The 25,654-nt window shown below is 42.9% G+C and carries 20 protein-coding genes and 1 riboswitch; of the genes, 13 read left to right on the top strand and 7 right to left on the bottom strand.

From position 1 onward, the window contains the following. Positions 1–21: 21 nt before the first annotated feature. The 3 genes from B158_RS0109015 to mfd form a co-directional block, all read right to left on the bottom strand. Positions 22–1,164: a saccharopine dehydrogenase family protein gene (locus B158_RS0109015; RefSeq protein ID WP_018625049.1), complete on the bottom strand. Its 1,143-nt coding sequence runs from the start codon at positions 1,162–1,164 to the stop codon at positions 22–24. A 33-nt stretch (positions 1,165–1,197) separates the two neighbouring features. Beyond that, positions 1,198–1,926, bottom strand: a complete 729-nt coding sequence (locus B158_RS0109010) for a CsiV family protein (protein ID WP_156823063.1) — start codon at positions 1,924–1,926, stop codon at positions 1,198–1,200. Between the two features lie 95 nt (positions 1,927–2,021). Continuing rightward, positions 2,022–5,444 (bottom strand): transcription-repair coupling factor, encoded by a 3,423-nt coding sequence (mfd, locus tag B158_RS0109005; protein WP_018625047.1) that lies wholly within the window; start codon positions 5,442–5,444, stop codon positions 2,022–2,024. Positions 5,445–5,632: 188 nt separating this feature from the next. Here mfd and B158_RS0109000 point away from each other — a divergent pair, with 188 nt between their 5' ends. After that, complete coding sequence (locus B158_RS0109000) at positions 5,633–6,961, top strand: hypothetical protein (protein WP_018625046.1); 1,329 nt, start codon at positions 5,633–5,635, stop codon at positions 6,959–6,961. A 98-nt stretch (positions 6,962–7,059) separates the two neighbouring features. Continuing rightward, entirely contained in the window at positions 7,060–9,099 is a 2,040-nt protein-coding gene (locus tag B158_RS0108995) for a GGDEF domain-containing protein (RefSeq protein WP_228127083.1), read from the top strand. Between the two features lie 79 nt (positions 9,100–9,178). Here the strand turns inward: B158_RS0108995 and B158_RS0108990 are convergent, their stop codons facing one another. Together B158_RS0108990 and B158_RS0108985 are read right to left on the bottom strand one after the other, a co-directional pair. Then, entirely contained in the window at positions 9,179–11,050 is a 1,872-nt protein-coding gene (locus B158_RS0108990; RefSeq protein WP_018625044.1) for a cation:proton antiporter, read from the bottom strand. A gap of 158 nt (positions 11,051–11,208) precedes the next feature. Further along, positions 11,209–12,426 (bottom strand): HD-GYP domain-containing protein, encoded by a 1,218-nt coding sequence (locus B158_RS0108985; protein ID WP_018625043.1) that lies wholly within the window; start codon positions 12,424–12,426, stop codon positions 11,209–11,211. Between the two features lie 279 nt (positions 12,427–12,705). Here B158_RS0108985 and B158_RS0108980 point away from each other — a divergent pair, with 279 nt between their 5' ends. From B158_RS0108980 to B158_RS0108970, 3 genes are all read left to right on the top strand, one after another. Continuing rightward, the gene (locus tag B158_RS0108980; RefSeq protein ID WP_018625042.1) at positions 12,706–13,506 is read left to right on the top strand and encodes an ion transporter; all 801 of its coding nucleotides are present in this window, start codon (positions 12,706–12,708) and stop codon (positions 13,504–13,506) included. A 100-nt stretch (positions 13,507–13,606) separates the two neighbouring features. Then, the gene (locus B158_RS13240; protein ID WP_156823062.1) at positions 13,607–13,939 is read left to right on the top strand and encodes a YeaC family protein; all 333 of its coding nucleotides are present in this window, start codon (positions 13,607–13,609) and stop codon (positions 13,937–13,939) included. Positions 13,940–14,010: 71 nt separating this feature from the next. Next, positions 14,011–15,267, top strand: coding sequence for a bifunctional lysine ketoglutarate reductase /saccharopine dehydrogenase family protein (locus tag B158_RS0108970; RefSeq protein ID WP_018625040.1), 1,257 nt, complete (start codon positions 14,011–14,013; stop codon positions 15,265–15,267). Between the two features lie 45 nt (positions 15,268–15,312). On the opposite strand, the gene ansA is transcribed toward B158_RS0108970, so the two are convergent. Continuing rightward, positions 15,313–16,332: an asparaginase gene (ansA, locus tag B158_RS0108965; protein WP_018625039.1), complete on the bottom strand. Its 1,020-nt coding sequence runs from the start codon at positions 16,330–16,332 to the stop codon at positions 15,313–15,315. Between the two features lie 294 nt (positions 16,333–16,626). Here ansA and B158_RS0108960 point away from each other — a divergent pair, with 294 nt between their 5' ends. The 8 genes from B158_RS0108960 (at position 16,627) to B158_RS0108920 (ending at position 24,246) form a co-directional block, all read left to right on the top strand. After that, positions 16,627–17,142, top strand: coding sequence for a hypothetical protein (locus B158_RS0108960; RefSeq protein WP_018625038.1), 516 nt, complete (start codon positions 16,627–16,629; stop codon positions 17,140–17,142). A gap of 716 nt (positions 17,143–17,858) precedes the next feature. After that, positions 17,859–18,377, top strand: coding sequence for a hypothetical protein (locus B158_RS0108950; RefSeq protein ID WP_018625036.1), 519 nt, complete (start codon positions 17,859–17,861; stop codon positions 18,375–18,377). Between the two features lie 81 nt (positions 18,378–18,458). Continuing rightward, a complete protein-coding gene (locus B158_RS0108945; protein ID WP_018625035.1) occupies positions 18,459–18,965 on the top strand; it encodes a hypothetical protein in 507 nt (168 codons plus the stop codon). A 140-nt stretch (positions 18,966–19,105) separates the two neighbouring features. Next, positions 19,106–19,861: an ankyrin repeat domain-containing protein gene (locus tag B158_RS0108940; protein WP_169334652.1), complete on the top strand. Its 756-nt coding sequence runs from the start codon at positions 19,106–19,108 to the stop codon at positions 19,859–19,861. A gap of 177 nt (positions 19,862–20,038) precedes the next feature. Further along, positions 20,039–20,169: riboswitch (TPP riboswitch) on the top strand. Between the two features lie 147 nt (positions 20,170–20,316). Beyond that, entirely contained in the window at positions 20,317–22,512 is a 2,196-nt protein-coding gene (locus B158_RS0108935; protein ID WP_018625033.1) for a TonB-dependent receptor, read from the top strand. A gap of 19 nt (positions 22,513–22,531) precedes the next feature. Continuing rightward, on the top strand, positions 22,532–22,783 hold the full coding sequence (locus tag B158_RS0108930) for a thiamine-binding protein (RefSeq protein ID WP_018625032.1): 252 nt from the start codon (positions 22,532–22,534) through the stop codon (positions 22,781–22,783). Positions 22,784–22,820: 37 nt separating this feature from the next. After that, positions 22,821–23,432 (top strand): nicotinamide riboside transporter PnuC, encoded by a 612-nt coding sequence (gene pnuC / locus B158_RS0108925; protein WP_018625031.1) that lies wholly within the window; start codon positions 22,821–22,823, stop codon positions 23,430–23,432. Beyond that, on the top strand, positions 23,410–24,246 hold the full coding sequence (locus B158_RS0108920) for a phosphotransferase (RefSeq protein WP_018625030.1): 837 nt from the start codon (positions 23,410–23,412) through the stop codon (positions 24,244–24,246). Before pnuC ends, B158_RS0108920 begins: the two co-directional genes overlap by 23 nt. Before the next feature lie 47 nt (positions 24,247–24,293). Here B158_RS0108920 and B158_RS0108915 read toward each other — a convergent pair whose 3' ends face one another. After that, positions 24,294–25,595 carry an amidohydrolase gene (locus tag B158_RS0108915; RefSeq protein ID WP_018625029.1) on the bottom strand — a complete coding sequence of 434 codons (1,302 nt, stop codon included), beginning with the start codon at positions 25,593–25,595 and terminating at the stop codon, positions 24,294–24,296. Between the last annotated feature and the right edge of the window lie 59 nt (positions 25,596–25,654).

Below are 25,654 nucleotides of genomic sequence, written 5' to 3'. Positions count from 1 at the left end.
CAAATGAGGCCGTCATTGGCCTCAGGTTGATAAAACAGTTTCCTCTAAACGGTATCGAACTTTTCGTTCTTCTAAATAATCAAGTACCGTTTTACAGCAGTCGGTATGACCACCTATATGCTCAGGTGCAAACACACCTTTTTTATCAAATTTTCCTTTCAGTAGCAATTGGCAAACAGCATTAGCTGTGAAGCCTGTAGTACGAGCCATGGATGTTTCATGTTTCACTTTGTCATATTCATCATACATGGTGTAGATGTATTCTTTGTTCTTTTCTCCCTCCAGCCCGCGAATGGTTACACGCATAATGGTGAACTCTTCTTCTTTAGGCTTAAGCTTCCACTCATTGATTAAAATCTCAGAGGTGACTTCCAAAGGCGATATTTCAAGGCCTCGAACTGATACTTTGTCTTTACTGAAAAAACCGCTGGCTTTCAGTGTTCGAATGGCTTCAACATGCCCGGGGTAGCGCAGTGTTTTCTCCTTCATGTTAGGCACGTTATTCATGGTAAACATGAGGGAGCGAAGCCCATCGGTATTGAATGCTTCAAGTGTCCCGATCTTATCAAACTCGACCAGCTCTCGATCACTTAATGCTTCACGGGTAACCATTCTGCCATGCTCAAAAAAACGGGCAGCGCGGGTGTATTCTTCAATGACGTCAATCGGTGAGAAAGCAGCTTTGTATTCAAATGGTTTCTTACGAATTTTAGGCAAGCCACCAACCAGGCATTCGAAGTGGCTGACTTCCATGCGGGTATTGTGAAACCCTAGAAGAAGGTTATCCATTCCTGGTGCAACGCCTGCATCAATGACGGCTGTTACCTTGTGTTTTTTGGCAAGGTAGTCAAGTTCCAGACAGTTTTCTGGAGAGAAGGAAATATCAACAACATCTTTGCCAGCTTCAATGATGTTTTTCAGTGCCTTGAAGCCCAAATGGCCAGGCACGCCACAGACGATAATATCAAAGGGAGCTACGGCGCTTTTCAGCTCATCCAGATTGAGCACGTCGAGCTCAAGAGTAGAAAATGAAGGATGGCGTTTTTTTAGAAGCTTCAAGCGTGTGTTGCTGACATCCGCAACAGTAACGTCATATTTCTCGGACAGGTCACGAGCAATAACGCTACCGACCATTCCGCCACCAATGACTAAAATATTACTCATAACTCTTCCTGAATCTATATTTGTTTTAATGACTTATTTTGGGTTGTCTAAAGCTTCTTGCTCTTCGAGACTGGCTTTGTATGGCGTGACTTTCAATAAAATTCCCATATTTGGATGGTCGAAGTAATGCAGCTCATCCAGTTTGATTTTACGATTTTCGGAGAGTAAGAAATAGCCGTGGAGCTGTTCAGGCATTTGCATATCCACCATTGGCTGTTCAATCGGAGTCGCTGCCAAAGATTCTACTTCATCATACTCATAGCCAGCATTGTTATCGTCAGTTGACTGTATAAATTCATCGGGTAGATTTAATGGTTTAAAGCCAGTGACTTTGTGCTCGACCAATAAACCTTGATTACGGCTAAAGCGAATAAGGCCATTGAAGACATCCAGGCCAGTTTCTTCGGGCGCGTCTGCTGCTGAATAAGCTAACCAGGGAGTTTCTGACTTATCCATTAACGGTTGTCGCCAGCCAATGTGGAGCATTGGGCGAATGTTCTGACTGGTTCTTAAGCGATCCCAGACCCCATGCAATTTGAGTTGGCTATCGGTAAGAAGGGTAAAGCCTTCGGGTAAATTGCTAAAAGTAAATTCAGTTTCAATCTCAGGCAGTTCTGTATCTTTTACCTGTGCTGAATTATCCTGCTGATCAATGCGCTTGAAGAACACAAACTCAATATCAAATATGCTTTGAGCCGTACTGTTCTGTGCACTGAATACAAGGCTAAAAATCAAGGCTAAGGTAATGATTTTTCTGGTCATAATATTACTGGTTAACACTTTTAAGTGGTTAGAGTTTACCATGATTGAAAGGAAAGCCCAGCCTTAAATTGTAAGACTGGGCGAGTGTTCAGCTTTTAGGAAATCTTCTCAATGACCGCGTTAATTTCTTTTACCAGGGGTGCAATTTCTTCCTCTTCGGTCAGAATCTTCAAAATCACATTTTGCTCGAATCGATAGCGGGAAGGGTTAAGCTGGATCAGGCGGATGAGTTTGCCTGGATCGATTTGAGTGTCCTGAGTAAAGCGAATACGTATTCCTGTTTTCACCAGGTCAATTTTACTAATTCCCAGTGGCTGTACCCTTAATGCCAGTTCGGTAAGGGTAAACAGGTTTTTTAAAGCTTCTGGCAGTAACCCGAAGCGGTCAATAAATTCAACCTGCAAAGCATCCAGCTGTTCTTTGGTTTTGGCATTTGCGATACGTTTATATAGCGACAGTCGAGTTGCCACATCACCAATATAATCGTCAGGGATTAGAGCTGGAACACTGAGATCGATTTCTGTTTTTTGCTTGAGGCTTTGTTGTAACGAGGGTTCTTTGCCATCTTTGAGTGCCTTGACGGCATCTTCCAGCATGTCCATGTATAAGTTAAAGCCAACAGCTTGCATCTGACCAGACTGTTCGTCTCCTAGCAGTTCACCAGCTCCGCGAATTTCAAGGTCATGGGTTGCCAGCGTAAAACCTGCCCCTAGATCTTCGAGCGAGGCAATGGCATCGAGGCGTTTTTCTGCGTCCTTGGTGATTTTTCTTCCAGCCGGAGTCAATAAATAGGCATAAGCCTGGTGATGAGAACGACCAACACGGCCACGAAGCTGGTGCAGCTGAGCTAAGCCGAATTTGTCGGCTCTATCAATAATCATGGTGTTGGCATTAGGATTATCGATACCGGTTTCAACAATGGTGGTACAGACCAGAACGTTAAAGCGCTGGTGATAGAAATCACGCATGACCTGTTCAAGTTCACGCTCTCGCATCTGCCCATGAGCCAACTGAATACGTGCTTCGGGCAACAACTCCTGAAGCTCTTCAAGTGTGCGTTGAATGGTATCCACCGCATTATGTAGGAAATATACCTGACCACCGCGAAGAATCTCCCTCAGCACCGCCTCGCGAATCAATGGCTTGTGGTATTCGCGAACAAAGGTTTTGACTGACAGGCGTCTGGCAGGAGGTGTCGCAATAATGGACAGGTCACGCATTCCTGACATGGACATGTTTAAAGTACGAGGGATAGGCGTTGCAGTCAGTGTCAGAATATCCACTTCGGTACGGAATTTTTTCAGCTGTTCCTTTTGACGCACACCGAAACGATGCTCTTCATCGATTATGAGTAGACCGAGGCGTTTAAATTTAACATCTTGTTGAATCAGTTTATGGGTACCGACCACGATATCGACAGTCCCATCTTCAAGACCTTTTAAAGTTGCCTGAACTTCTTTATTAGTAGCAAAACGTGACAGGCTGGCAACTTTCATTGGCCAGTCTGCAAAACGATCACTAAAGGTTTCAAAGTGCTGTTGAGCGAGCAGGGTAGTCGGAACAAGTACCGCCACCTGTTTACCGGACTGAGCAGCAATGAATGCCGCACGTAACGCAACTTCTGTTTTACCAAAGCCGACATCACCACAGACCAGACGATCCATCGGTAAATGTGAAGTCATATCACGAATCACAGCATTAATGGCGGTGGTTTGATCCACAGTTTCTTCAAAGGCAAACTCAGCGCAGAAACGACGATACTCAGCTTCGTCGAGCTGATATTGGATACCTTCTTTGGCGGCACGTCGGGCATAAATATCAAGTAGCTCAGCAGCAACATCTCGTGCTTTTTCTGCAGCTTTCTGGCGAGCTTTATCCCATTGCTCAGTTCCAAGCTTGTGCCAGGGCGCCAGTTCGGGATTGGTACCTGAATAGCGGCCAATCAAATGCAGTGATTGCACTGGCATATACAGTTTGTCGCCACCAGCATATTCAATCATCAGATATTCAGCTTCGATGTCGCCACTTTCCAGTTTAACCAGTCCTCGGTAGCGACCAATACCTTGCTCGATATGGACGACCGGATCGCCTTCTTTGAGCTCCGCCAGGTTGCGGATCATGTCCTCAGCCTGGTCAGCTGCTTTGGTGTCGCGACGGCGGGTTTTAATGACGTTCTCGCCAAACAACTCGGTTTCAGTGACAACAGCCAGATCGGATAAAGCGAAACCTTTACTTAATGGTGCAACGCCAATGACCAGATTTTTTGAATCTGAGGCCTCGCTCCAATGCTCGACAACTGATGCCTGTATCTCGTTGCGCGACAGCAAGTCCTTTAAAGCTTCGCGGCGTCCGGGTGATTCGGTCGCGATAAAACATTGCCCAGTCCACTGCTTTAAGAAACTTCTAAACTGGTTTACCGGATCCTTGGCTTTATGATCAATTGCCATCATTGGCATCGGACTGGCCTGATAGTCGGCATCAGGGCGTTCTTGCTTGATATGAATGCGGATGTGCTGTTTCAATTGCGAATTGAGTTCATCAGCAGCTAAATAAAGCTTTTTAGGCTCCAAAATAGGGCGTTCAATGTCATGACGACGTTGCTCGTAGCGCTCTGTGATTTCGTCCCAATAATGTTCAGCATGCAGCTGATGATCGCCCAGTGTGCAAATCAGCGATTGCTGTGGCAGGTAATCGAAGAAAGTGTCCAGCTGCTCAAAGAACAAGGGTAAATAGTATTCAATGCCTGCCGGAGAGTTGCCATTGCTGACTTCCTGATAGAGCCAGACGCGCTGTAGATTGACTTCAAATTCAGCACGGAAGTTTTGTCTGAAGGTAGCAATGCCTTCGTCATCCAGTGGAAACTCTTTGGCTGGCAGCAGCTCAAACTTTTGAATCTTCTGGTCTGATAGTTGACTTTCCGGATCAAAATAGCGAATGCTATCGATTTCATCATCAAAAAAGTCCAGTCGTAGTGGCTTTTCCGAGCCCATTGGAAACACATCAAGAATAGAGCCTCGAACTGCATATTCACCATGCGAGAAAACCTGATTCACTGAGTGGTAACCGCTTTCTTCAAACAGTTTACGCACCTCATGCATATCCAGTTTTTGTCCCGTGTGAACAATCAGACTGTTTTGTTCGATATACTCCTGTGGAGGGAGCTTTAGCAGCAGGGTGTTCACGGCAATCAATACAATGCCATGTTTTAGGCGCGGTAGATTGTAAAGCGTCAATAAACGTTCTGAGACGATGTCCTGATGCGGGGAAAAGTTGTCATAGGGCAGAGTTTCCCAGTCGGGGAAAACCATAACCGGAATATCAGAGTCTTTACCCAGAAAATACTGAATTTCTTTTTGTAGCTGCCACAGCGCAGGGGTATCGTCGCTGATAACCACGATCGGTTGCTCGCGCTGCTCAGCAAGCTTAGCAAATGCCAGCGCACGGCTTGAGCCAGCAAGCCCATCAAGATAATGGACAAAGTTGGTTTTATCAGTGATTTGCGGTAAATCGAGCTTCATGCCTAATGACTAGTGATTTTAAGAATTGCCGCGGAATTATAGCGATCTTGGTCAAATGTTGATAGTGGCCGTCAAAACATAGGCACCGATACATTTTGAACAGGCTTCAGGATTAAAGCTTTCCATTTGCAGAAGCGCTTTAATACAGCTATCTTATTTGATATTAAAAGTAATCACTTAGGGATAGTATGAGAATCATATTCAAACAGGCCGAAGACTTCGAAATCAGTGCTGGCTTCTTTATTGCCGCCTGGAAAGTTTGGTTTAAGCGGTTCTCACCCAGCCATGATGCACAACGACATGCCTGGAAGTACGGCAAAATGCCGATTGGCCTAAGTGATAGCAGTCTAAGTGATCTCATCCGCGAAGATAGACGATTTACCCTTGAAGTTATGGCGCGCATGATGGTGCCTTGGGCCTACCGCAATAATGCTCAGGTCGACGATACATTCCTCCGCGATCACATCGAATTTATACAACAGACAACCATTGGTTATGACTCCGGTAGCGAGGAGCCTGCAGCTTGCCTAAGTGACCATGCATTGGCGCTTTGGGACAGTATGAGCTTTGCTGAGCAGGATACCTACATGAATTATGCCGAAGCACGCGTACAGGCAGATATCGAAGTTAAGTCAGCTGATCCGGTGGTGCTTGATGACCAAGGCATCGAACTTATTGGTGAAGATACTTATCCGCCTTACATACCCGAAAAAAATGCCGATGATTTAGAGTTTGTCCGCGCCTTGGTTCGCTGGATTGAAGATGCTCCGTATCAGGCTTATTACCTGAAAAAACCTGCTGGTGAAGCAGTGGCAGGATGGCATGATCGGTTATTAGCCTTTTTCTGGCCTAAACCGCGCATAAGCTATGCACTTCATTATGCGGCTGTAGACCCTTTGTACTATCGCGCCAATGAATTAGCAAAAACATTGGAGCGAGGCGATGACTGGGATGAAGAATGGCGCGACATGGCCGTTAAGACTGCAACAGAATTGTTTAATGTCAGTGGCACGCCGCAGAAAGACGTTACGGTTGATAATGTTAAAAAAGTGATTAAAGCGGCCATCGATGCGGATGAAAATGCGACGGCAAAAATGAATAGTGGCTGGACTTATCTCGCCGCCTTGTGCACCGCACATTTAGAAGGTGAGCAAGGTAGATTACCACTCATAAGCTGGAACAGTAGGGTTGCCAGCTCAGTAATCTCAAGACTCGATTTTCTGCTGGCTGAAGCAGGCGTCACACAGCTTGGTGATCGTTTTCCACATATTGGCACAGTACCCGGCTGGGGTGGTACACGTCCACGCCAATACACACTGCCATGGCCAAACGGTTATCGCTCATGGAAAACGCAAATAGCTGCCAGCAAACTTGCTAATCAAATTGCGCACATCCTCAATACCGAAACCAAACCTAACGGTGAAAAGCGTTATCGATTGATGCCACTTGCTGGTGGTGGTAAAGGCCCATGGACTGTTCGGGGTGTGCAGCGCGTATTGTTCTCTGATGGATATTAAGTTGTTCTATTTTTAGTTAATTTTGAATTGATTCAAAAATAGACAATTTCCCTAAGGTTGTTACAATCAAGTTAGGCCATGGGGATAAATAATAAATTATGACGATGCTCTTAAGATGTCTTCGTATGGTGCTTGCTGTAATAGCCCTTGGGTTGATATTTGCAGCTACACAAAATGTAATTGCAGCAGAAGCTGAAGTTAAACTTGAAGCTGAAAATAATGATGAAGGAATAACCCTTGAAGACCTTCAGCAGCTTGAACCATTTCCCGAATTTTACGATCAATTATCACCAGAAGCTCGGCTGGACTGGCTTAATACCCAAATTGACCAAGCCGCAACTCCCGTCCAAAACTATAACTATCAAAGAGCTTTAGCTTTCGAGCATTTCTTTAATTATAGAAACATGGAAGCTCAAGAAGCTTGCCAAAAAAATCCCCCTTTATCGTTCGATTTGAGATACCGTTTTGCCTGCATCCAGGTCAGTGATATCAGTTATGACAATCGTCTTGATAAACTACTAGGGCTCTATCAGGATGCCATGGAAGCCGACAACAAAGAAATGGTTGCTCAAACTCTTAACTCTATGGGCTGGTATCAGTCTGGACATGGTGATATTGAGCTAGCATTTAAAAGTTATGAAGAAGCTTTATCTATGGGAGAGCATTTAGAATTTTATGCATTGAATGACGCCATGGTAAACACAGCCACCTTGTACATCATTCATGGAGATGAAGAGTATGTGCATAAAGGAATTGAACTGCTAAAAAAATCAATTGAGCGAACAAAGGATAAGCTAAAGGAAGAGGGTAGAACTGGAGATATTCCGAATACCATCATCATTCCTCAATTTAATATCGGTGTTGCTTATGCTCTACATGTCTATGATTACGAAAAAGCACTTGAGTGGTTCACTATAGTAAACAATTCAAAAACCTCTATTCCGCACCTTCGAATGTCATCGTTACTTTTTTCAGCCTTGTCAGCAGTTGAACTCGGTCGTGAACAGGAAGCTCAGCGTTTTCTTGCTCGTTCATATGACGAGCCTGATGTGAACAACAGTGAGTTTTCTTATCTCTATTGTTATCAAACACTAGTTAGATACAAACTTGGCCAGCCCGTTGATTTTGATGTCTGTTTACCTCTCCATGAGAATGTGCCACTTGAGGTAAAGATTGACGTATATAAGCGGATTTCCAACCTGGAAGATGATGGCATTCGATACGCTGGGATGGAGCAATTCTATAAATTATTTGAGGACAAACTGGAAAGTCAGATTAAACAGAGCTCTACTTCAGTTGCATCAACTGCTGAGCTGCATAGACAACAGCAGGAATCGCGTTTACGTAATGAGTTACTGGAAAAAGAAATTGCTCTAAAGACAGCTCAGCAAGAACAACGCGAAGGGCAAATCCGTTTTATGATAGCTGCTGTGCTGGCTTTGCTATTGCTAGTTCTCATTACTGTTATTCGTTTACGCCAAAAAAGAAGGCTTGCAGAGCAGTTCGAAGAACTCAGTGTCATTGATGTTCTTACAGGATTAAAAAACAGAAGATTCCTTGAGCAGAATATTGGTAGAGAATTTAGTTTTATTAAGCGTTCTCGAGCTAAGGGTGGTCAAGAAGCATTAGGAATTTATTTACTCGATATCGATCATTTTAAAAGAATCAATGATACCTATGGGCATGAAGTGGGAGATACGGTTCTGATCGAGTTTACTCGTCGAATTAACGAAGCTATCCGCGAAACTGATCTTTTTGTCAGGTGGGGTGGTGAAGAGTTTTTGCTAGTGGCTCGGCTTGAGAATCTTGATGGACTGAATGTTTTAGCCCAACGGCTACGTAAGGCAATTACTGAATTACCTTATAACATAGGAAGTAATCAAACGATTGACTTGACTGCAACGATTGGTTCAGTAGCTTATCCTTGTCTGTACAATAAAGAAGAGGATATTTCTTGGAATAAACTGGTTCTTCTAGCAGACCAGGCTCTTTATTATGGTAAGCACAAGCAACGAGACTGCTGGGTATCTATTCAGAGTATACCTGATAGAAAAAGCTTAAAAGTAATTTTAAACCAGGCCTTGGACAAATCAGTTGAAGATAAAATTATCTCAATTAATTCTTCTATCGAAAGTTAAGTCAAAAGTTGAGTCAAAATATACAAAAAATTAACGCTGGCTTGAAGTTACTCAATTACTCTAGCCAGCGTTTCTCTAGTTAACTCATTCCTTTTTCTTTCTGAGCCAGTTTCTGGAACTGTTCTTTCTGCTCACCAGAGGGAGTGGGGCGCTCGCCTTTTGGATCTTCTGAATCCATAATCATAGAAATGATCTTTGTTCCTTCTTTGATATTTTTGCCTTCAGTTTCTGATGAAAAGACCTTCATGGTTTCATTCTTATCAATCATAAACAGCGCTACATAATTAGGGTTATCATTTTGATACTGCTCAAAATTATAACTTTCAGTTATGTTGGTTACCTTAATTTTCGCATTTTTGGCAATCATGCTGGCCAGTTGCCCATACGTGACTGACTCACCAAACAACCAAGGAGATTGATAGTACTCATCTTTTTCCTGACGATTGTTTTTGTTCTTATCTTTTGCTGAGCGTAAACGATAGATGTTTTGCTTGCCAAATGTGTGCCTGAAATTAAGCTCACTTAAACTGTTTAACTCCTGATCCATACTCATGGCAAACACATGACCAAAACCTATCAAATCCAGGTTTCTATCAGCATGCTCGGATATAGGGTTACCAAAATATACTCGAATACCTTCCATCCGGGCTTTGGCAATATTGCTGTAATTGTTATGAGCCATCAAAACATCAACATTGTGATCTTTTAGAGCTTTGGCAACAGTTAAAGCCACCGGGTTACTACCAATGATTAATACGCCATTATTCGATGGCTCTCTTACACCCAGCAAGTTGCCAACAAATGCCGCGGTCAGGCTTTGCGTCAATACAGTACCAATAATAATGATAAACACCAAAGGTACTAAGAACTCTGTTCCTGCCAGCCCAAATTCTTCCAGGCGGATAGCAAATAATGATGAGATAGCAGCCGCAACAATACCTCTAGGGCCAATCCAGCTGATCATCAACTTCTCATTGGTTTTTAGCTTTGAGCCGATGCTTGAGACCCACACTCCGAGCGGGCGGGCCACAAACATGATGATAGCTAGTAGAATTAAGCTGGTGTAGCCAATCTGTTCCACGCTGGCCAGATCCAGTCTCGCTGCAAGTACGATAAATAATACTGAAATAAGAAGAATGGATAATGATTCTTTGAAATCGAGAATGTCGTCTTTGGGAAACTTTGGCCAGTTTGCCAGGGCGACACCTAAAATAGTGACGGTTAACAGCCCTGATTCATGCTCTATATGATTCGAAACTGAAAACACCAGTAGCACGAATGCAAGCGTAAAAATATTACGTAAATATTCTGGGACCCAATGTTTTTTTAGCAGCGTGGCAAGTAGAGCCGCACCAGCCAATCCCAATACTGCTCCCACCAATAATATCTTACCGAATAGCAACAGGGCATTTTCACCTGAACCACCAGATATGATGTATTCATAGACAAGTACCACGGCGATAGCGCCAATTGGATCAATGATGATACCTTCCCAGCGCAGGACATTACTGATATTACGATTAGCGCGTAGGTTCCGCAGAATTGGAATAATAACGGTTGGCCCAGTAACGCAAACAAGCGCACCGAACAGTAAAGCAATCAGCGGGTGCATATCGAAAAGGAAGTAAGCTGCGGCGCCAGCGATTGCAATGGTTATCAGAACTCCAACTGAAACCAGCATCTGAACCACACGCCCATGGCTTTTGACCTCATGGAATTCAAGCGTCAAAGAGCCTTCAAAAAGAATGACTGCAACACCAAGCGAGATAAAGGGGAAAAGCAGATCACCCATAGCCTGATCGGGATTAAACCATCCAAGCACGGGACCAATGATAATACCTATTAGCAACAGGAAGAGAATTGAGGGCTGCTTTAAATACCAGGCCAGCCACTGAGCACCAATTCCGATGGCCAAAACTGCGGATAAGGTTAATGCTAAATCTGGAGTCATGAAAATTCCCGTTGCGTTCCGTTACAAGAGTTATTGTTATGAAGGCTCATTGTCTTGCGCTGAGATTTATAAATCAAGCGCTTAGGCGTCAATTTGCAAAGCAGGGGAGTGTATTGGGCTGAACGTCAATATTATGTGCAGAAATAGATCGTTAAGAATTAACGCTGATTATTCGATTGAATATGATGTGTTTGCTGGATATAGCTTCGCATGTCAAAGCCCATGGCACCATCAGCTAAAGGACGCTTAATTGAGTAGCGCATACCTGACTTGTCAGAAGGTGACTTGCTAAGATCGATAATCAGTGACTTACGAAGTTTTCCTTCGCTATCACGAACCAGTTCGACTTTCGGTTTTAATTTTTTCTCAGGGTGCGTTGAAATCACAATACCGACTTCGCCATTGCTCATTTCAACTAGAGTGCCTGGAGGATAGATTCCAAGCATACGAATAAAGGCTTCAACAAGTTCGCCATCAAACTGCTTATTGCGCTGGTTAAACAGTTCCTTTAGAGCATCTCGTGCAGAGCTGCTTCGGCTATAGCAGGTATCACTGGTCATGGTGTCGTAAGCATCAACAATACTGATGATGCGACAATAGAAGCTAATCTGTTCCGCGGGTAGTTTAGGGTAACCAGTGCCATCAATATGAGCATGATGATTTTTGATGACATCTTTAACGGTCGAGTTGATTGAATGATCGGAATTGACCAGCTCATAACCCAAAATGGTGTGCTTCTGCATGACACGCAATTCAACTTCAGTCAGCTGGCAAGGCTTATCAACAATCTCTTCCGGGATCTGAGTTTTACCCAGGTCGTGCAACATACCACATAAGCCAAGTAGTTCTAGCTGTTGCTCATCTAGCTTAAGGTACTTTCCTAACGCAATGGCAAGAATGGCTACTCGAACGCTGTGTTCAGCAGTAAATTGGCTTTTGTCCTTGATACGAGTTAACCAGAATAAAGCATTGGCATTGGACATGACGCTGATCATGCAGCTCTGAATGATTCGACGCGTATGGGAAATATCCAGCTTCATCCCCATTTTCGCTAGCTCAAATAAGTTAATGGCTTCTTCGCGCGCTGCTTCGTAAGTACCGTGAGCACGCTTCAACTCGTGATGTAATGGGGTATTTTCAGGAAGAGGGGCAGTCTTCGCTTTAGCTTTGAGCTTGTCTTTCTGTAACGACCAGAACTGCTCATCGACTTCAATATAGACGTATTGGCAGTATTCTTTGAGGGTTTTGAGCTCGACTTCGCGCTTGATCATGAACTTCTGGAACATCAAAGGCACATCAAGCCAAGGCCTGTCGAGTTCAACGACATACATGCCTAGCTGTAATGAGTCAGCAGGAATTTTTACCTTAAGCGACATAAGTGCCCTGTGATACGAGTCTAGCCCCAAACGTGAACCAAATGGTTCGCAATTGGTTAACTCTATCACATTTATACAAAAGATCTATAAATTTTGTATAAAAGGCTGACAGGTTTTACTTCTGATAGCCAATTTCTATAAATTGTTTCGAATAAATAGGCCTGTTCTTGCTTGAAGCCGATGTGTGGCAAGCTGTCGTTACATTTTAGTCGTTGCCTGAACCCTTATTTACTGGTAATTTCGCCTGTCAGTCATGATTCCAAGAAAAAGACAAAAACTATGCACGCAAGGGTAATTGCTTTAGTACACAATAAATGGTTCGAACGCTTTATTATTTCTGTAATTGTTTTAAGCGGTATTTTAATCGGGCTCGAAACCAGTAGGGCGCTTTCGCAAACTCATGTCAGTTGGATTGAAACAGCCCATGCAGTGATTCTTGGTATTTTCGTTATAGAGGTCGTTCTCAAGCTTTACGCATGCGCCCCAGATATTAAGAAATATTTTAAAGATGGCTGGAATGTCTTTGATTTTTCGATTGTTGTTGTCGCATTGATACCAATGACCGGGCAATTTGCTGTGATAGGTCGTTTGCTACGTCTTTTACGGGTAGCCCGTTTAATTTCAGTCTTGCCAGAGCTGCGCCTTATTGTTTCAACGTTAATCAAAACCATCCCCTCTATGTTCCATGTGGTGGTGCTGATGCTAGTTCTCTTCTACATCTATGCTGTCGCGGGCTTTAATTTATTCCATGAAACAAACCCTCAATTCTGGGGCGATCTTGGAACCTCCATGTTGACCTTGTTCCGCATTGTGACCCTTGAGGGCTGGACACAGGTTATGTACCTCGATTTAGCCAATCACACCTGGGCTTGGATGTTTTATGTCAGTTTTATCGTAATTGGTACCTTCATCATCATTAACTTGTTTATCGCTTTAGTGCTGAATAATCTCGATGAAGTGAAGGAACAGAAGAAAGCGATGGAACGCAGTCAAAAGACAGAAGCTCATATTTTGAACAATATCGTGCTCATTCGTAAGCAGTTACAAGAAATAGAAAAGGAAATGCACGAAAAACAATAGGTTAGTGCTGATACTTTTTGATACTGGCAACTCATAACAAAATCGAGGATAATTGCGCCCAATTTTGTTTCAGACAACATTGGTTGTGGAGACTTTTGTCGTGTCAATTGATTACAGTCAACTGGTTGATTCATTAACACCCGACCTCATTGAGCGTTTTACTGAAGCCGTTGAAACGGGCAAGTGGCCCGATGGCAGCGCAGTTTCAGAAGCACAGCGCGAAAACTGCATGCAGGCGATTATGCTTTATAACGCACGCCACAATGCTAGCGATGAGCCTTTTACTATTTCTGCTTCAGGTGAAATCCAGACCGGCAAAAAAATACGCAGTGAGTTTGAAGGACAGTCCGCAAACGATCGATTACGCCAACAAGGGCATCTGATTGATTCAAAGACGATTGATGTGGATCAATCAGACAACGCCGACGACTAGCCTGGGTTAGGGCACTGTACTTTAGTCGTCAGTCTAAATATTTCAAAAAATTACAGCAAAATAGGGTAGTTATGCTTAAAACGATTATTCGAAAAGAACATAAGAACAAGTGGGAGAAACGAGCCCCTTTAACACCAAAGGCCGTAAAAACATTAACCGAACAAGGCCTCTCCATTGAATTAGAACCCTGCGATATCCGCATCTTTCCAGACCAAGAATACCAAGCCGCCGGCGCCATCTATCCATCTTCACCAGATCAAGCAGAATTCGTTTTAGGCATCAAAGAGCCTCCCGTTGATTCCATCAAACACGGTCAGGTGCACTTAGCCTTTTCGCACACTATCAAAGGTCAGGACTACAACATGCCGTTGTTGAAGAAGTTTCTGGATGAAGAAGCAACGCTATTTGACTATGAGCCAATCGTCGATCCCGCTACTGGGCAAAGAACCATTGCGTTTGGTCGTTACGCCGGTATTGCTGGTGCAGTGGATAGCTTTTCAATTTTGGGTGAGAAGTTGGCGCAGAAAGGCTTAACCACACCCTTGTCTGATCTCAAAATGACCTATAACTATGGAACGGTAGAACATCTGAAAGAAACCCTTGAAGGAATTGACCTTTCCAAAGGTGAACCTATTCGTGCACTGGTGGTGGGAACGGGCAAAGTTGGTAAAGGGTCAATTGAGGTGTGTGAATGGTTAGGCTTGCCAAAGGTCAGTGCCAAAGACTTTTTGGCAGGTAACTTACCTGAAGGTAGCTTCTATGCTGTCTTGAGCAGCCGCCATATTAACCGTCGCAAAGACGGTGGCGAATTCAACATGAAAGAATTCGTTGCCAAGGGTACCGAGTTGTATGAAAGTACATTCGACAAAGTCTTGGGTAAGTTTAACATCCTGCTGCAAACCCCATACTGGGAAGAGATGTACCCAAAACACCTGACCAAAGACCGTATGCAGCAAAACAAAGATAAACTGCCATTAGTGATTGGCGATATCAGCTGCGACATTAACGGCAGCCTCGAATGCACTACTAAAGCTTCCGACATCGACAACCCAGCTTTTACCTACAACGCCGACACCGACGAAAGCAAAGACGGCATCAGCTGGGAAGGCGTCACCGTCATGTCCATTGATAACTTGCCGTGTGAACTACCGATTGATGCTTCCAATGACTTTTCCAAAGCGTTAACCACCTACGCACCGCAAATCATGCAAATGGATTTGAGTAAACCATTCGCGGAATGTGGCTTACCCGAAGACCTTGCCGATGCAGTCATCGTCTACAAAGGTCAATTAACGCCGAACTACGAGTATTTGAAAGAGTATTTGTAGTTTAGAAGAAAGCGCATAAAAAAAGCTCCCTCGGGAGCTTTTTGTTTATTGAGGGATTGTTAACTCCCCCCGTAAATTATCCATCATCTTTTCTCGAATCGTCTGCCTATCCAATCCGCGGCTAAACAAATAATACAACTTTGCCAGTGCCGCTTCGGTGGTCATGTCATAACCCGAAATCACGCCAGCATCCATCAACAAGTTGCCGGTTTCATAGGTCGCCATGTTAACGCTGCCTTTTAAGCATTGGGTGCAGTTAACGATCACCTGGCCATTGGCGCAGGCTTCGCGAATAGCGTCCATCAAAGCCTGATTCTTAATCGGTGCATTGCCTGAGCCATAAGACTGCAACACAACCCCATCCAGTGGTTGGCTTAAGAAGCCTTTTACCAAATCAGCAGAAATACCAGGGAAAAGAGTCAGTATCGCAATCTTGGGCGAGCTGAACTTTTGGACATTCAGCCCTGGTTTGTTTTGCTTAAAGATTAAATGCTCGCGCACTTTAATGGTGCTGCCGATACTGGCCAGCGGTGGCATGTTCGGTGACGAAAATGCTGCGAAACCATCGGCATCGGTTTTGCTGCAACGATTGCCGCGATGCAGATGATCATGGAAAAACAAACAGACTTCAGGAATAGGGTGGTTAGCCGCCAGATACACTGCATTAATCAGGTTATCGCGCGCATCGGTGCGTAGTTGCGTCAAAGGAATTTGCGACCCGGTCAGAATCACAGGCTTCTGCAAACCCTCAAGCATAAATGACAAAGCTGACGCCGTATAAGCCATGGTATCGGTGCCATGCAACACCACAAAGCCATCGTAATCGTCGTAATTGCCCTGAATATCCTGCGCAATCAGATACCAATCCTCAGGAGTCATATTTGCTGAATCAATTGGCTCCGCGTAATCACGAATCGTAATCTCCGGCATATCCGGATGCTTAAACTCATGAAAGCTCGCTAGAGTATTCTCCAGAAAACCCTCCTGCGGCACAAAACCCTTATCACTAGGCTTCATCCCAATTGTACCGCCGGTATAAGCGATATAAACTTTTTTCTTCTTCATAGATTGCTCAATCTTTGCCAATCCCGCGTAAGGGGAGACATTCGTATATTCAACAAGTTGGCAGAAGTATAACTTTTATTAGAGGGATAAAGAAGTCGTGTTCAAATAACTTATAGTCTGGTTATCCATGCGGAGTAATTATGATAAATAGCAAGTGAAGAGAACATTAAGGCGAAGTAATTTGTATAAGCTTGATTTAAGTGCTGCGTGACAAATTGATATTTTAGAAGTAGGGTAGGTGCTTTCTGAACACGCTTTAAAATGTTTAACATCTTTTTACTTAAATAAACAAGAATGAATTATACATATTCTCACGAAAATAATATTGTTCGACTTAGCAATAAAGTCACCCCTACAGGTAGCCTGATAGGGAAGCTGCTTATACTGCTGTCGATTTTATGGCTTGGTTACATCTTATATGCTTATTGGTTTCCTGATTTCGACAGGGATAATGCGGGGGCTGCAATCTTTCCTATTGTCCTGATACTTCTTACTTGCTACTTTTGTTTTACTTATAAAACTATAATCGTAGATGTGCAAAAAAAACGAATCACTCTTGAACTCACGCGGGTTTTTCAAAAAAAACTGCATTTTAGCTTTTCAGAAGTACAAGAAATATCTTCAATTAGGGCTGACCATACTTATGGTGGAAACTACAGGAATAGAGAGCATTTGCAACCTAATCATAGCTTTATTAGTTATCTAGTTCTTGAAAATGGGCAGAGGATTAAATTATTTCAGGCCCATGGAACTTATGGTGAAAAGTATGTTAAGTACTTGAACGAATTGAAAGTGGTTACTGGACTATAAGCTCAAGCTAAGGTATTCGAGCTATAATAAAAGACAATTAACGAAAGTTTAATCTAAGCTTCAATTCGTGCTTTAAAAGCAGTAGATTGATGGATTGCTGCTAAATAACTCTAATAAGTAATAAAAGAAATGACTTATAAATTTTCAGACAAAAATGATGTGATAACAATAAGTAATAAACCTAGCTTAAAAGGTAGAGTCATAGGTTCTTTATTATTGATTTTTGCTTTTCTATGGTTAGCCTACATCGTATATCAGTACTGGCTCCCTGAATTCGATACTAAGAATGCGGGATGGGCATTCTATCCAGTTTTACTTATAGCGTTGACTGTATTTTTTAGTTTCAACTATAAAACAGTTTATTTCGATCTAAAGTCTGACAGTATAATAATTGTAAAGCACCTGGTCTTTTCAAGAACGATTTATTTAAAAATGTGGGAGGTGATAGGGGTTAAGTCGGTAAGAAATGATCACTCTTATGGGGGGCAATATAGGAATAGAGAACATATCTCTCCTAACCATAGTTTTAGTTCTTTCCTAGTCTTAAACTCAGGTAAAAAAATTAAACTGTTCCATATACATGGAAGGTTTTGGGAAAAATACTTCGAATACCTTAATATGCTTAGAAAAAGAACAGGTTTAGTCTTATTGGATAGTTAAGCTTTACTTTAAGTATACTCTTACCACATGGTTCATTAAGTTACATAAGGGAAAAAATGAATTACTCATACATAAATGAAAACAATAAAATAATAATCTCTGACAAGCCCTCAAACATTGCCAATTTAATTGGGTATTTAGGTTTAATGGCTGCAATTGTTTGGGCTGTTTATATTGTTAAACAATACTGGTTTCCTGAGTTCGATTCGGAAAATGCAGGCCAGCTAATACTTGCTATTGTCGCGGGGTTGCTGTGTATATCCTTTTGTCTAAATTACAGGATTACAACTTTCTACTTAGATAAAAAGGTTATCACTTATAAGAGAGTAATAGTGTTCGCACGACTTCTTAATATCGAATTCGAGGAATTAGAAAGTCTCAAATCTACTAAAAATCACCACAACTACTATTCTGGTTTTGATGAAGGTATGACGAGGAGAGACTTCAAAAGTGATTATATTACTAGCCTAATAACCAAAGACTCTAAAAGCTATAAAGTCATGCAAGCTCATGAAAGATTTGCTGCAATTTATGCAAGTAGATACAAAAAACTAAAAGAAGCTACTGGTTTATGAGGATTCGTTTGTGCTTAGTATAATTTTAAGCACATAAAAATCTAGATATATTTTTACTTAAAACGTAGGGGTGAGCCACTCATGGATGATAATTATCAAATTTCAAAGATTATATTAAAAGTTACTTGGCAGTCAGCTCTCAGTTTTTTAATTGGTGCTGGTTTGTTTTACCTTTCCGCTCCTCATTCCACCGACCACGGAACAATGTTTATTGAGTCGTTCCTCTTATTCTCTTTAGTAGGCTTGGCTTTTTTAATCGTTACTACTTTAAAGTTTATCCTAAAGAATAAGCTCACTTTCGTGTGTTTTGTTGCCTTTTCGGCAGGCGTCATAGTCACTCAGAAGTATTACCCTATAGAGGATAGGAAGGTGGAGCCGACTCTTGTTGTAGAGGAAGAAATTAGAGTTCTTCTAGAGAGCAAATTCGATAACATTAAAGATATCAAGATTAATACTCGCGCAAAACGATCATTTGATCTGCTAAGACCTAAAATTTGGGTTGTTATCTTTTATACCAATGATGATTCATCTCATAAGAGGGTTTATGTTAAGGAGGGGCTGTTAGGGGATTTCGTTATTGAAAATTAAGCTTTTCGTAGGGTACCCATAGGGCAGGATCTGCGCCGAGAGGCACCAATAAATTAGTAGGCGGCTCCTGAGCTAGGATGTCCTATGCTTGTAAAATTAATACAATAATTAAAGAGGTTAGTATGTTTCGAGGTTTGGTGATGAAGATTTTTATATTCACAATGATGTTGTTCACAGGGAGCAATCTGCTTGCATCACAATATCCAGATGCAATTAATGAGCTAGTTTATATCAAGGATGGGAAAACTCTAGAGAAAGGGTTAAATACTACAGATTTAAGTCCCGATGAACTGTATCACTTGATGGTGTATTCATGTGTTAACAATAACGATAAAGCCCTCTTAAGTGTTATTCAGAATAATAAAAAAGGCTCTAGCAATCTTAATGATAGTCAGTTGCATGATGCGATATTTTATTTGTTAAGTAACGACAAGCTTGATTGTGTTATGCCACTTGCAAAACAAGTTGATGACCTTAAAGCTTATAGTAGATTTGGTGAGACAATATTGCATTGGGCTGCATTTTATCAACATCATGAATTGGCAGATTACTTACTAGAGAATGGTGTTGACTCTGATCTTATTGATGGTGGAAATAAAAAAGCACTTACCTATGCCATTGAAAGGCTCGATGTTGCTATGGTAAATAAAATTGTAAGCATAACTGATTTAAATGATAAGAATCCATATTCAGGTGTGCCTTATGCGTATTCTATTTTGGATTTAATAAGTGAAATAAAAGATTCATCTCTAAAACATGACTTCTTGTCCCTTGTCTTGAATGATTCTAAATCTCCCATAGAAAAGCAGTATATTAAGGATATTGTAACTTTGCCAGCTTGCACAAGTGATGAGGTCAGCATAAAAATATGTAAAGAAGCTTTAGGTGTTCAATAGAGTTACAGTATGGTGGGTGTGCTCCTAGGCTAGGACCTGCGTCGAGATGCACCAGTTAATCTACATATAGCTCCAAGAGCGGTGCGTCGCGACGCACCCTACGGCCATCCAAAACACCTGTATTACCACCACATATCTTTCCATTCGCTGTTTATTTTTAAGACGTGTATAATGTCGGGCATTCCCGAGGGGTGGCTTTTAGCCTGAGATGAGGCTCATTGCGATTACTGTTTGTGATTGCTTGAGCGCCAGACCCTTAGAACCTGATCCGGGTTATACCGGCGTAGGGACAGGGAGTTCAGAGATATTGCATTTTGGGATTCTGGCTTATTATTCTCGACCTTAAGCCATTTATCGACAGGGATTAAGTCTGGTTAGTTTAACCGCTGCAAGTTTCTGTCTTTTCTGTTGTTACTCCGCATAGCCCAAACATAAGTTATTTGTGGAGTTGTCTTTTGAAACACGCTATTCGTTCTTTTAAACCTCTTGTTTTGACCAGTCTGTTGGCGATGTCGCTTGGTGCTCTTGCTGATGAGCAGGCGCTTGCTGATGAGCAGATGGATGACGACATTGAGACTTTGGTAATCAATGCTGAGCATTTGACTGAGAGTCCTTTGACTTTACCGTCAAGCGTGACGGTGGTCGATAGTGAGACAGCTCGTAAGAACAATGCTTATCATCTTGATAATATTTTGAATCTGGCTCCGAATGTGAACTTTGCTACTGGAGCGTCGCGGGGCCGTTTTATTCAGATTCGTGGTGTGGGCGAGCGTAGTGAGTTTGTTGAGCCGGTCAATTATTCGGTTGGTCTGATTGTTGATGGCATTGATATGACGGGTATTGCTGGCGGAGCCTTGATGCTGGACACGCAGCAAGTTGAGATTCTGCGTGGCCCACAGGGCACATTGTATGGCGCTAACGCTTTGGCCGGCTTGATTAATATGGTGTCAGCTGCTCCTGAGGAAGACCTATTGAAATTTACAGCTTCCCTTGAGTCTTATAGCGGTCGTAGCGCTTCCTTGATTAGTAGTGACCAGTTGTCTGACAGCCTGGGTTATCGTATTGCGGTGGGACAGTATCGCAGCGATGGCTATACCGATAATATTTTCCTTGGGCGCGATGATACTCAGAATTATGATGAATCGAGCTTGAAAGGACGTCTGGTCTATCAGCCGGATGATAGTTTTTCCTTAACCTCTAATCTGATTTTTGTCGATGTGGACAATGGCTACGATGCCTTTAGTCTGGATAATACTCGCCAGACCTATTCTGATGAGCCGGGACATGATCGCCAGGAAACCATCGGTGCTTCTTTTATCGCTGAATGGGCTTGGGACTCCACCAAGTTGCAAAGCACCTTGTCGTTTGCCGATAGCGAACTGGATTATGCTTATGACGAAGACTGGAGCCATACCGGGATTTGTGAGGGCACACCGTGCGACAGCGATGACTGGGGTTTTGATTGGTGGTATTCGTCATTTGACCGCTTCTTAAGAGATAACCGCAATCTTAGCCTGGATATGAAACTGATTGGTGGGCAGGGCAGCACAGACACCTTATCGAATCAGTGGGTAGTCGGCGCATATTTCCGCGACCAGTCGGTCGACCTGTTACGCCAATACACTTTTAATCCCGTTGATTTTAGAAATCAGTACGACACCCGCAACGCTGCATTGTACGGACAGTTGGACATTCCATTGAATAATGCCTGGACTCTTGCGAGCGGGTTGCGTTACGAGCGTCAGACTGCGGATTACAATGACAACCAGCCGTTTGCTGATGAGCGTTCTGAAAATTTCTGGGGTGGGAAGGTTTCTCTTGAATATCAGGCCAATGAGCAGACCATGCTTTATGCGTTACTGTCGCGTGGCTACAAAGCAGGGGGCTTTAACACGGCTCAGGAACTGCCTGAATCACAACGCGAGTACGATTCAGAATACATGCTTAATCATGAGCTTGGTGTAAAAGGGATGTGGCCTGATGCTGGATTCACTTTGCAGGCCTCAGTGTTCTATCAAAACCGCGATGACATTCAGTCCAAGCAATCTTATGTGACGTCGCAGGCAGATGGGCGTACCTTGCAGGAAGGCGGCGAGTGCCCCTGTAATTTCACTGACTACAACATCAACGCTGGTGGCGCCAAAAGCTACGGCGCAGAAGTTGAATGGAATTGGCGTTCACTGGATTGGGCGCATTTTTATGGTTCGATGGGCATATTAAAAACTGAGTTCGAAAACTTGCAAAGCTTTACTCATGTCTTGGCAGACTTAACCGCTAACCCTCCGGTTCCCTATGACTTGACTGGTCGCGAGCTGGCGCACTCGCCAGAGTTGCAATGGGTGCTGGGCGCTGATTTTTATCTGAGCGATTACTGGAGTTTGAATCTACAAACCGAGTTTAAGGACGAGTTCTACTTGTCAGATCGTCATCAGGTTAAAGCTGACGATTATCAATTGTGGCATCTGGCGCTTACTTATGAAGATACTCATTGGCTATTAGAATTTTATGGGCGCAACCTGACCGACGAAACGGTTGTTAACCGTGGCTTTGGTAGCTTCGGTAATGATCCAAGAAAGTTTTATGAAACCGAACCTTATTTCCAGTATGGTACACCAAGAATTGTTGGTGTTCGTGCTGCCTACAGCTTTTAAATATTGAGGGAATGACGCAATGAAGATTTCAGTTGAGTTGAGCCTGTATCCGCTAGACGATCAATTCCTGCCGATTATTCAGGATATCGTCGAGCGTTTGATGGGCGACCAGCGTGTTGAGGCTATCGTAAATACCATGAGTACGCAGATTTTTGGTGACTTTGATTCTGTGATGGCGGTGGTTAATGAAACTGTTGAGTACTCCTTTAAGACCTATGGCAAGCAGGTGTTTGTTGCTAAGTTTTTAAACAGCGATGTTAAGCCCGATTAGTAGACCCGATTAATAGAGAAGCGAATAATAAAATCAGATGAGTGACTTCTTTGAAACTTTTAGCCAGCAAGTAGCGGCCACTTCAGGTTGGGAGTGGCTGGCGGTTGCTTTGGCCATTGCTTACATTCTGTTAGCGATTAAAGAAAATATCTGGTGTTGGGTTGCGGCTTTTTTTAGTACAGCGATCTACACGGTTTTGTTCTATGACGTTAATTTATTCATGGAGTCGCTGCTTAACGTCTATTATTTGTTGATGGCGGTTTATGGCTTTTATCAATGGCGCTTTACCGGTAAACGAGGGAACGAGAAGCCCATAAGTCGCTGGTCATTGAAAGTGCATTTGGCTTGGATAGTAGGCCTGTCAGCTGTTGTCGTTATTAGCGGTTACCTGCTCGATAATTACACGACTCAGGATTTTGCCTATGTTGATTCATTCACAACCTGGTTTGCAGTGTTTACGACTTATCTATTAGCGCAGAAGGTGCTGGAAAACTGGTTGTACTGGGTTGTGATCGACTTTGTTTCAGTGTTTTTATATTGGGAAAAAGGTTTGCTGATAACTGCAATTTTGTTTATGGCTTATACAGTCATGGCCATTGTTGGCTGGTTACAGTGGAAGAAGCATTATGCACAACAGAAAACCGCCTGACTGGTGGCAATACTCAACTAGCTGCTGGCAGCAACTGGTGGAGCTGTTAAATCAACTCCAGCCGGATACTGCTGGTCATTGTGCAAACCAGACTAACTGGCAGTTATTACGCCAGGGCGATACCAATTCGAATTATAAATTAAGCCTTACTTTCCAAGACTACTTTGTCCAGCTGGCTGATCAGGCAAAGGTTGATCAGCTTCCTGGAGGTCACTATCGATCACAGGCAAGACTGGCTAGCGAAAATCCAGCACTTTCTAAGTGGTTGCCAAAGTGTTTATTGGATAACGAAGAAATCCGTGTATCGATTTGGCTTTATGCCAGCCCAACTGTTAATCAACACTTTAATAACCCTGATTTAATTATTGAACTGAGTCGTTTATTGAGTGAGCTGCATCATTCTGAGTTATCGTTACCCGAGCTTGATATGAATGCGCACCTTGCAAAATATTATGAAATATCACGAGCCAATAAGACTGCAGATCCTATCCGCTCCCAAGTCTTATTTGAGCAAGGACAAAAATTAGCTGATTATTTCGAGGCATCTCATTGCTGCCATAATGATATCTCTCCAGGTAACTTGTTGTCTGGACATCAGTTGTTTTTAGTCGACTGGGAGTATGCTGCGTTAAGTGATCCACTGTTTGAGCTGGCCGGGATCATTTTTAACTTTGAGCTTTCTGAACTCCAGGAACAGGAGTTGGTTGAGGAGTACCAACGACAGTCGAACATGTTGGTCGATAAGGATAAGCTGGAAGCAATGAAGGGCTTGTACAGAATTATTACAGAGCTTTGGTATATTGGTAATGCTTGATCAAAAAAGGTACTCCTTGGAGTACCTTTTTTTTGAATATTGAATCATTACTCTGAATGACTATTCAAATAATCAATTGCTAGTTGTGATAACGCTTTAACACCGGTTTTCATACCAGCTTCATCCACGTAGAAATCTGCAGTGTGGTGAGGCGCTACTTCAGAAAGCGGCTTGTCTACTGGCTTGCCACCAAGGAAGAAGAACATGCCAGGAACTTCGTTTGCGAAGATTGAAAAATCTTCCGCACCAGTTACTGGGTTAACGATATGAATATTGTCTTTACCAATAACGTTTTCAAGCGTTGGCATCATTTTAGCTGTTAGTTCCGGATCGTTGTAGGTTACTGGAAGTGAGCTAGAGTAGGGAAGTTCAACGACAGCTGTGGCGCCCATACTCTTTGCGATCAATTCAGCTTTTTCTTTTACCTGTTTGGCAATGTTTTTGCGATCGTCTTCATCTAATGCACGAATGGTACCAAGCATTTCCACTTCTTCTGGAATAATGTTTGAACGAACACCACCATGAATCGCACCGACACTGACCACTGATGCTTGTTGAGTCAGTGGCATACTGCGACTGACGATAGTCTGCAAACTGTTTACAATTTGCGCAGAGGTGACAACTGGATCAACCGAAAGCCATGGCGTTGAACCGTGTGCGCCTTTACCTTTGATAGTGATCTTAAAGTCATCAACACTAGCCATCAAACCTTCGGACTTAATACCAATCTCACCAACATTAATGCCAGCCCAGATATGCAAGCCAAAGACCACATCTACGTCAGGGCTTTTCAGAGCACCTTCTTTGACCATCAGTTCGGCACCGCCTTCTTCACCAGGAGGAGAGCCTTCTTCAGCAGGTTGGAAGAAAAATTTAATCGTACCCGGTAGCTCGTCTTTCATGCTGGTCAAAATTTCAGCAACGCCCATTAACATGGCTACGTGGGTATCATGACCACAGGCGTGCATGACCGGCACTTCTTTTCCGAGATATTCACCGATTGCGGTAGACTTGAAAGGTAAGTCATTGCGCTCTTTGATTGGTAGAGCATCCATATCAGCGCGTAATGCTACAACTGGACCAGGCTTGCCACCTTTGAGTACAGCAACAATACCGGTATGAGCTACTTCTGTTTCTATTTCAAGGCCAAGCTCACGTAAATGTTTTTCAATGTATTTGCTGGTTTCGAACTCGCGATTACTGAGTTCTGGATTCTGGTGGAGGTGACGACGCCATTCGATTACTTTTGGCTCAATGGCATCGGCCTTTTCGGCGATAATCTGTTGGGCGTCCTGCGCATAAACTGATAGCGAAAATCCTGCTAGTAATAAACTGACAATAAACTTCATATAAAGGTGCCCTCAAAAATTTTTGCGCGTTCAGTGTGGCCTTTTTTGCGGTTTAATGC

The sequence above is a fragment of the Kangiella aquimarina DSM 16071 genome, from assembly GCF_000374105.1.
GTDB classification, from domain to species: domain Bacteria; phylum Pseudomonadota; class Gammaproteobacteria; order Enterobacterales; family Kangiellaceae; genus Kangiella; species Kangiella aquimarina.
This window is presented reverse-complemented; position numbering and strand designations above follow the sequence as displayed.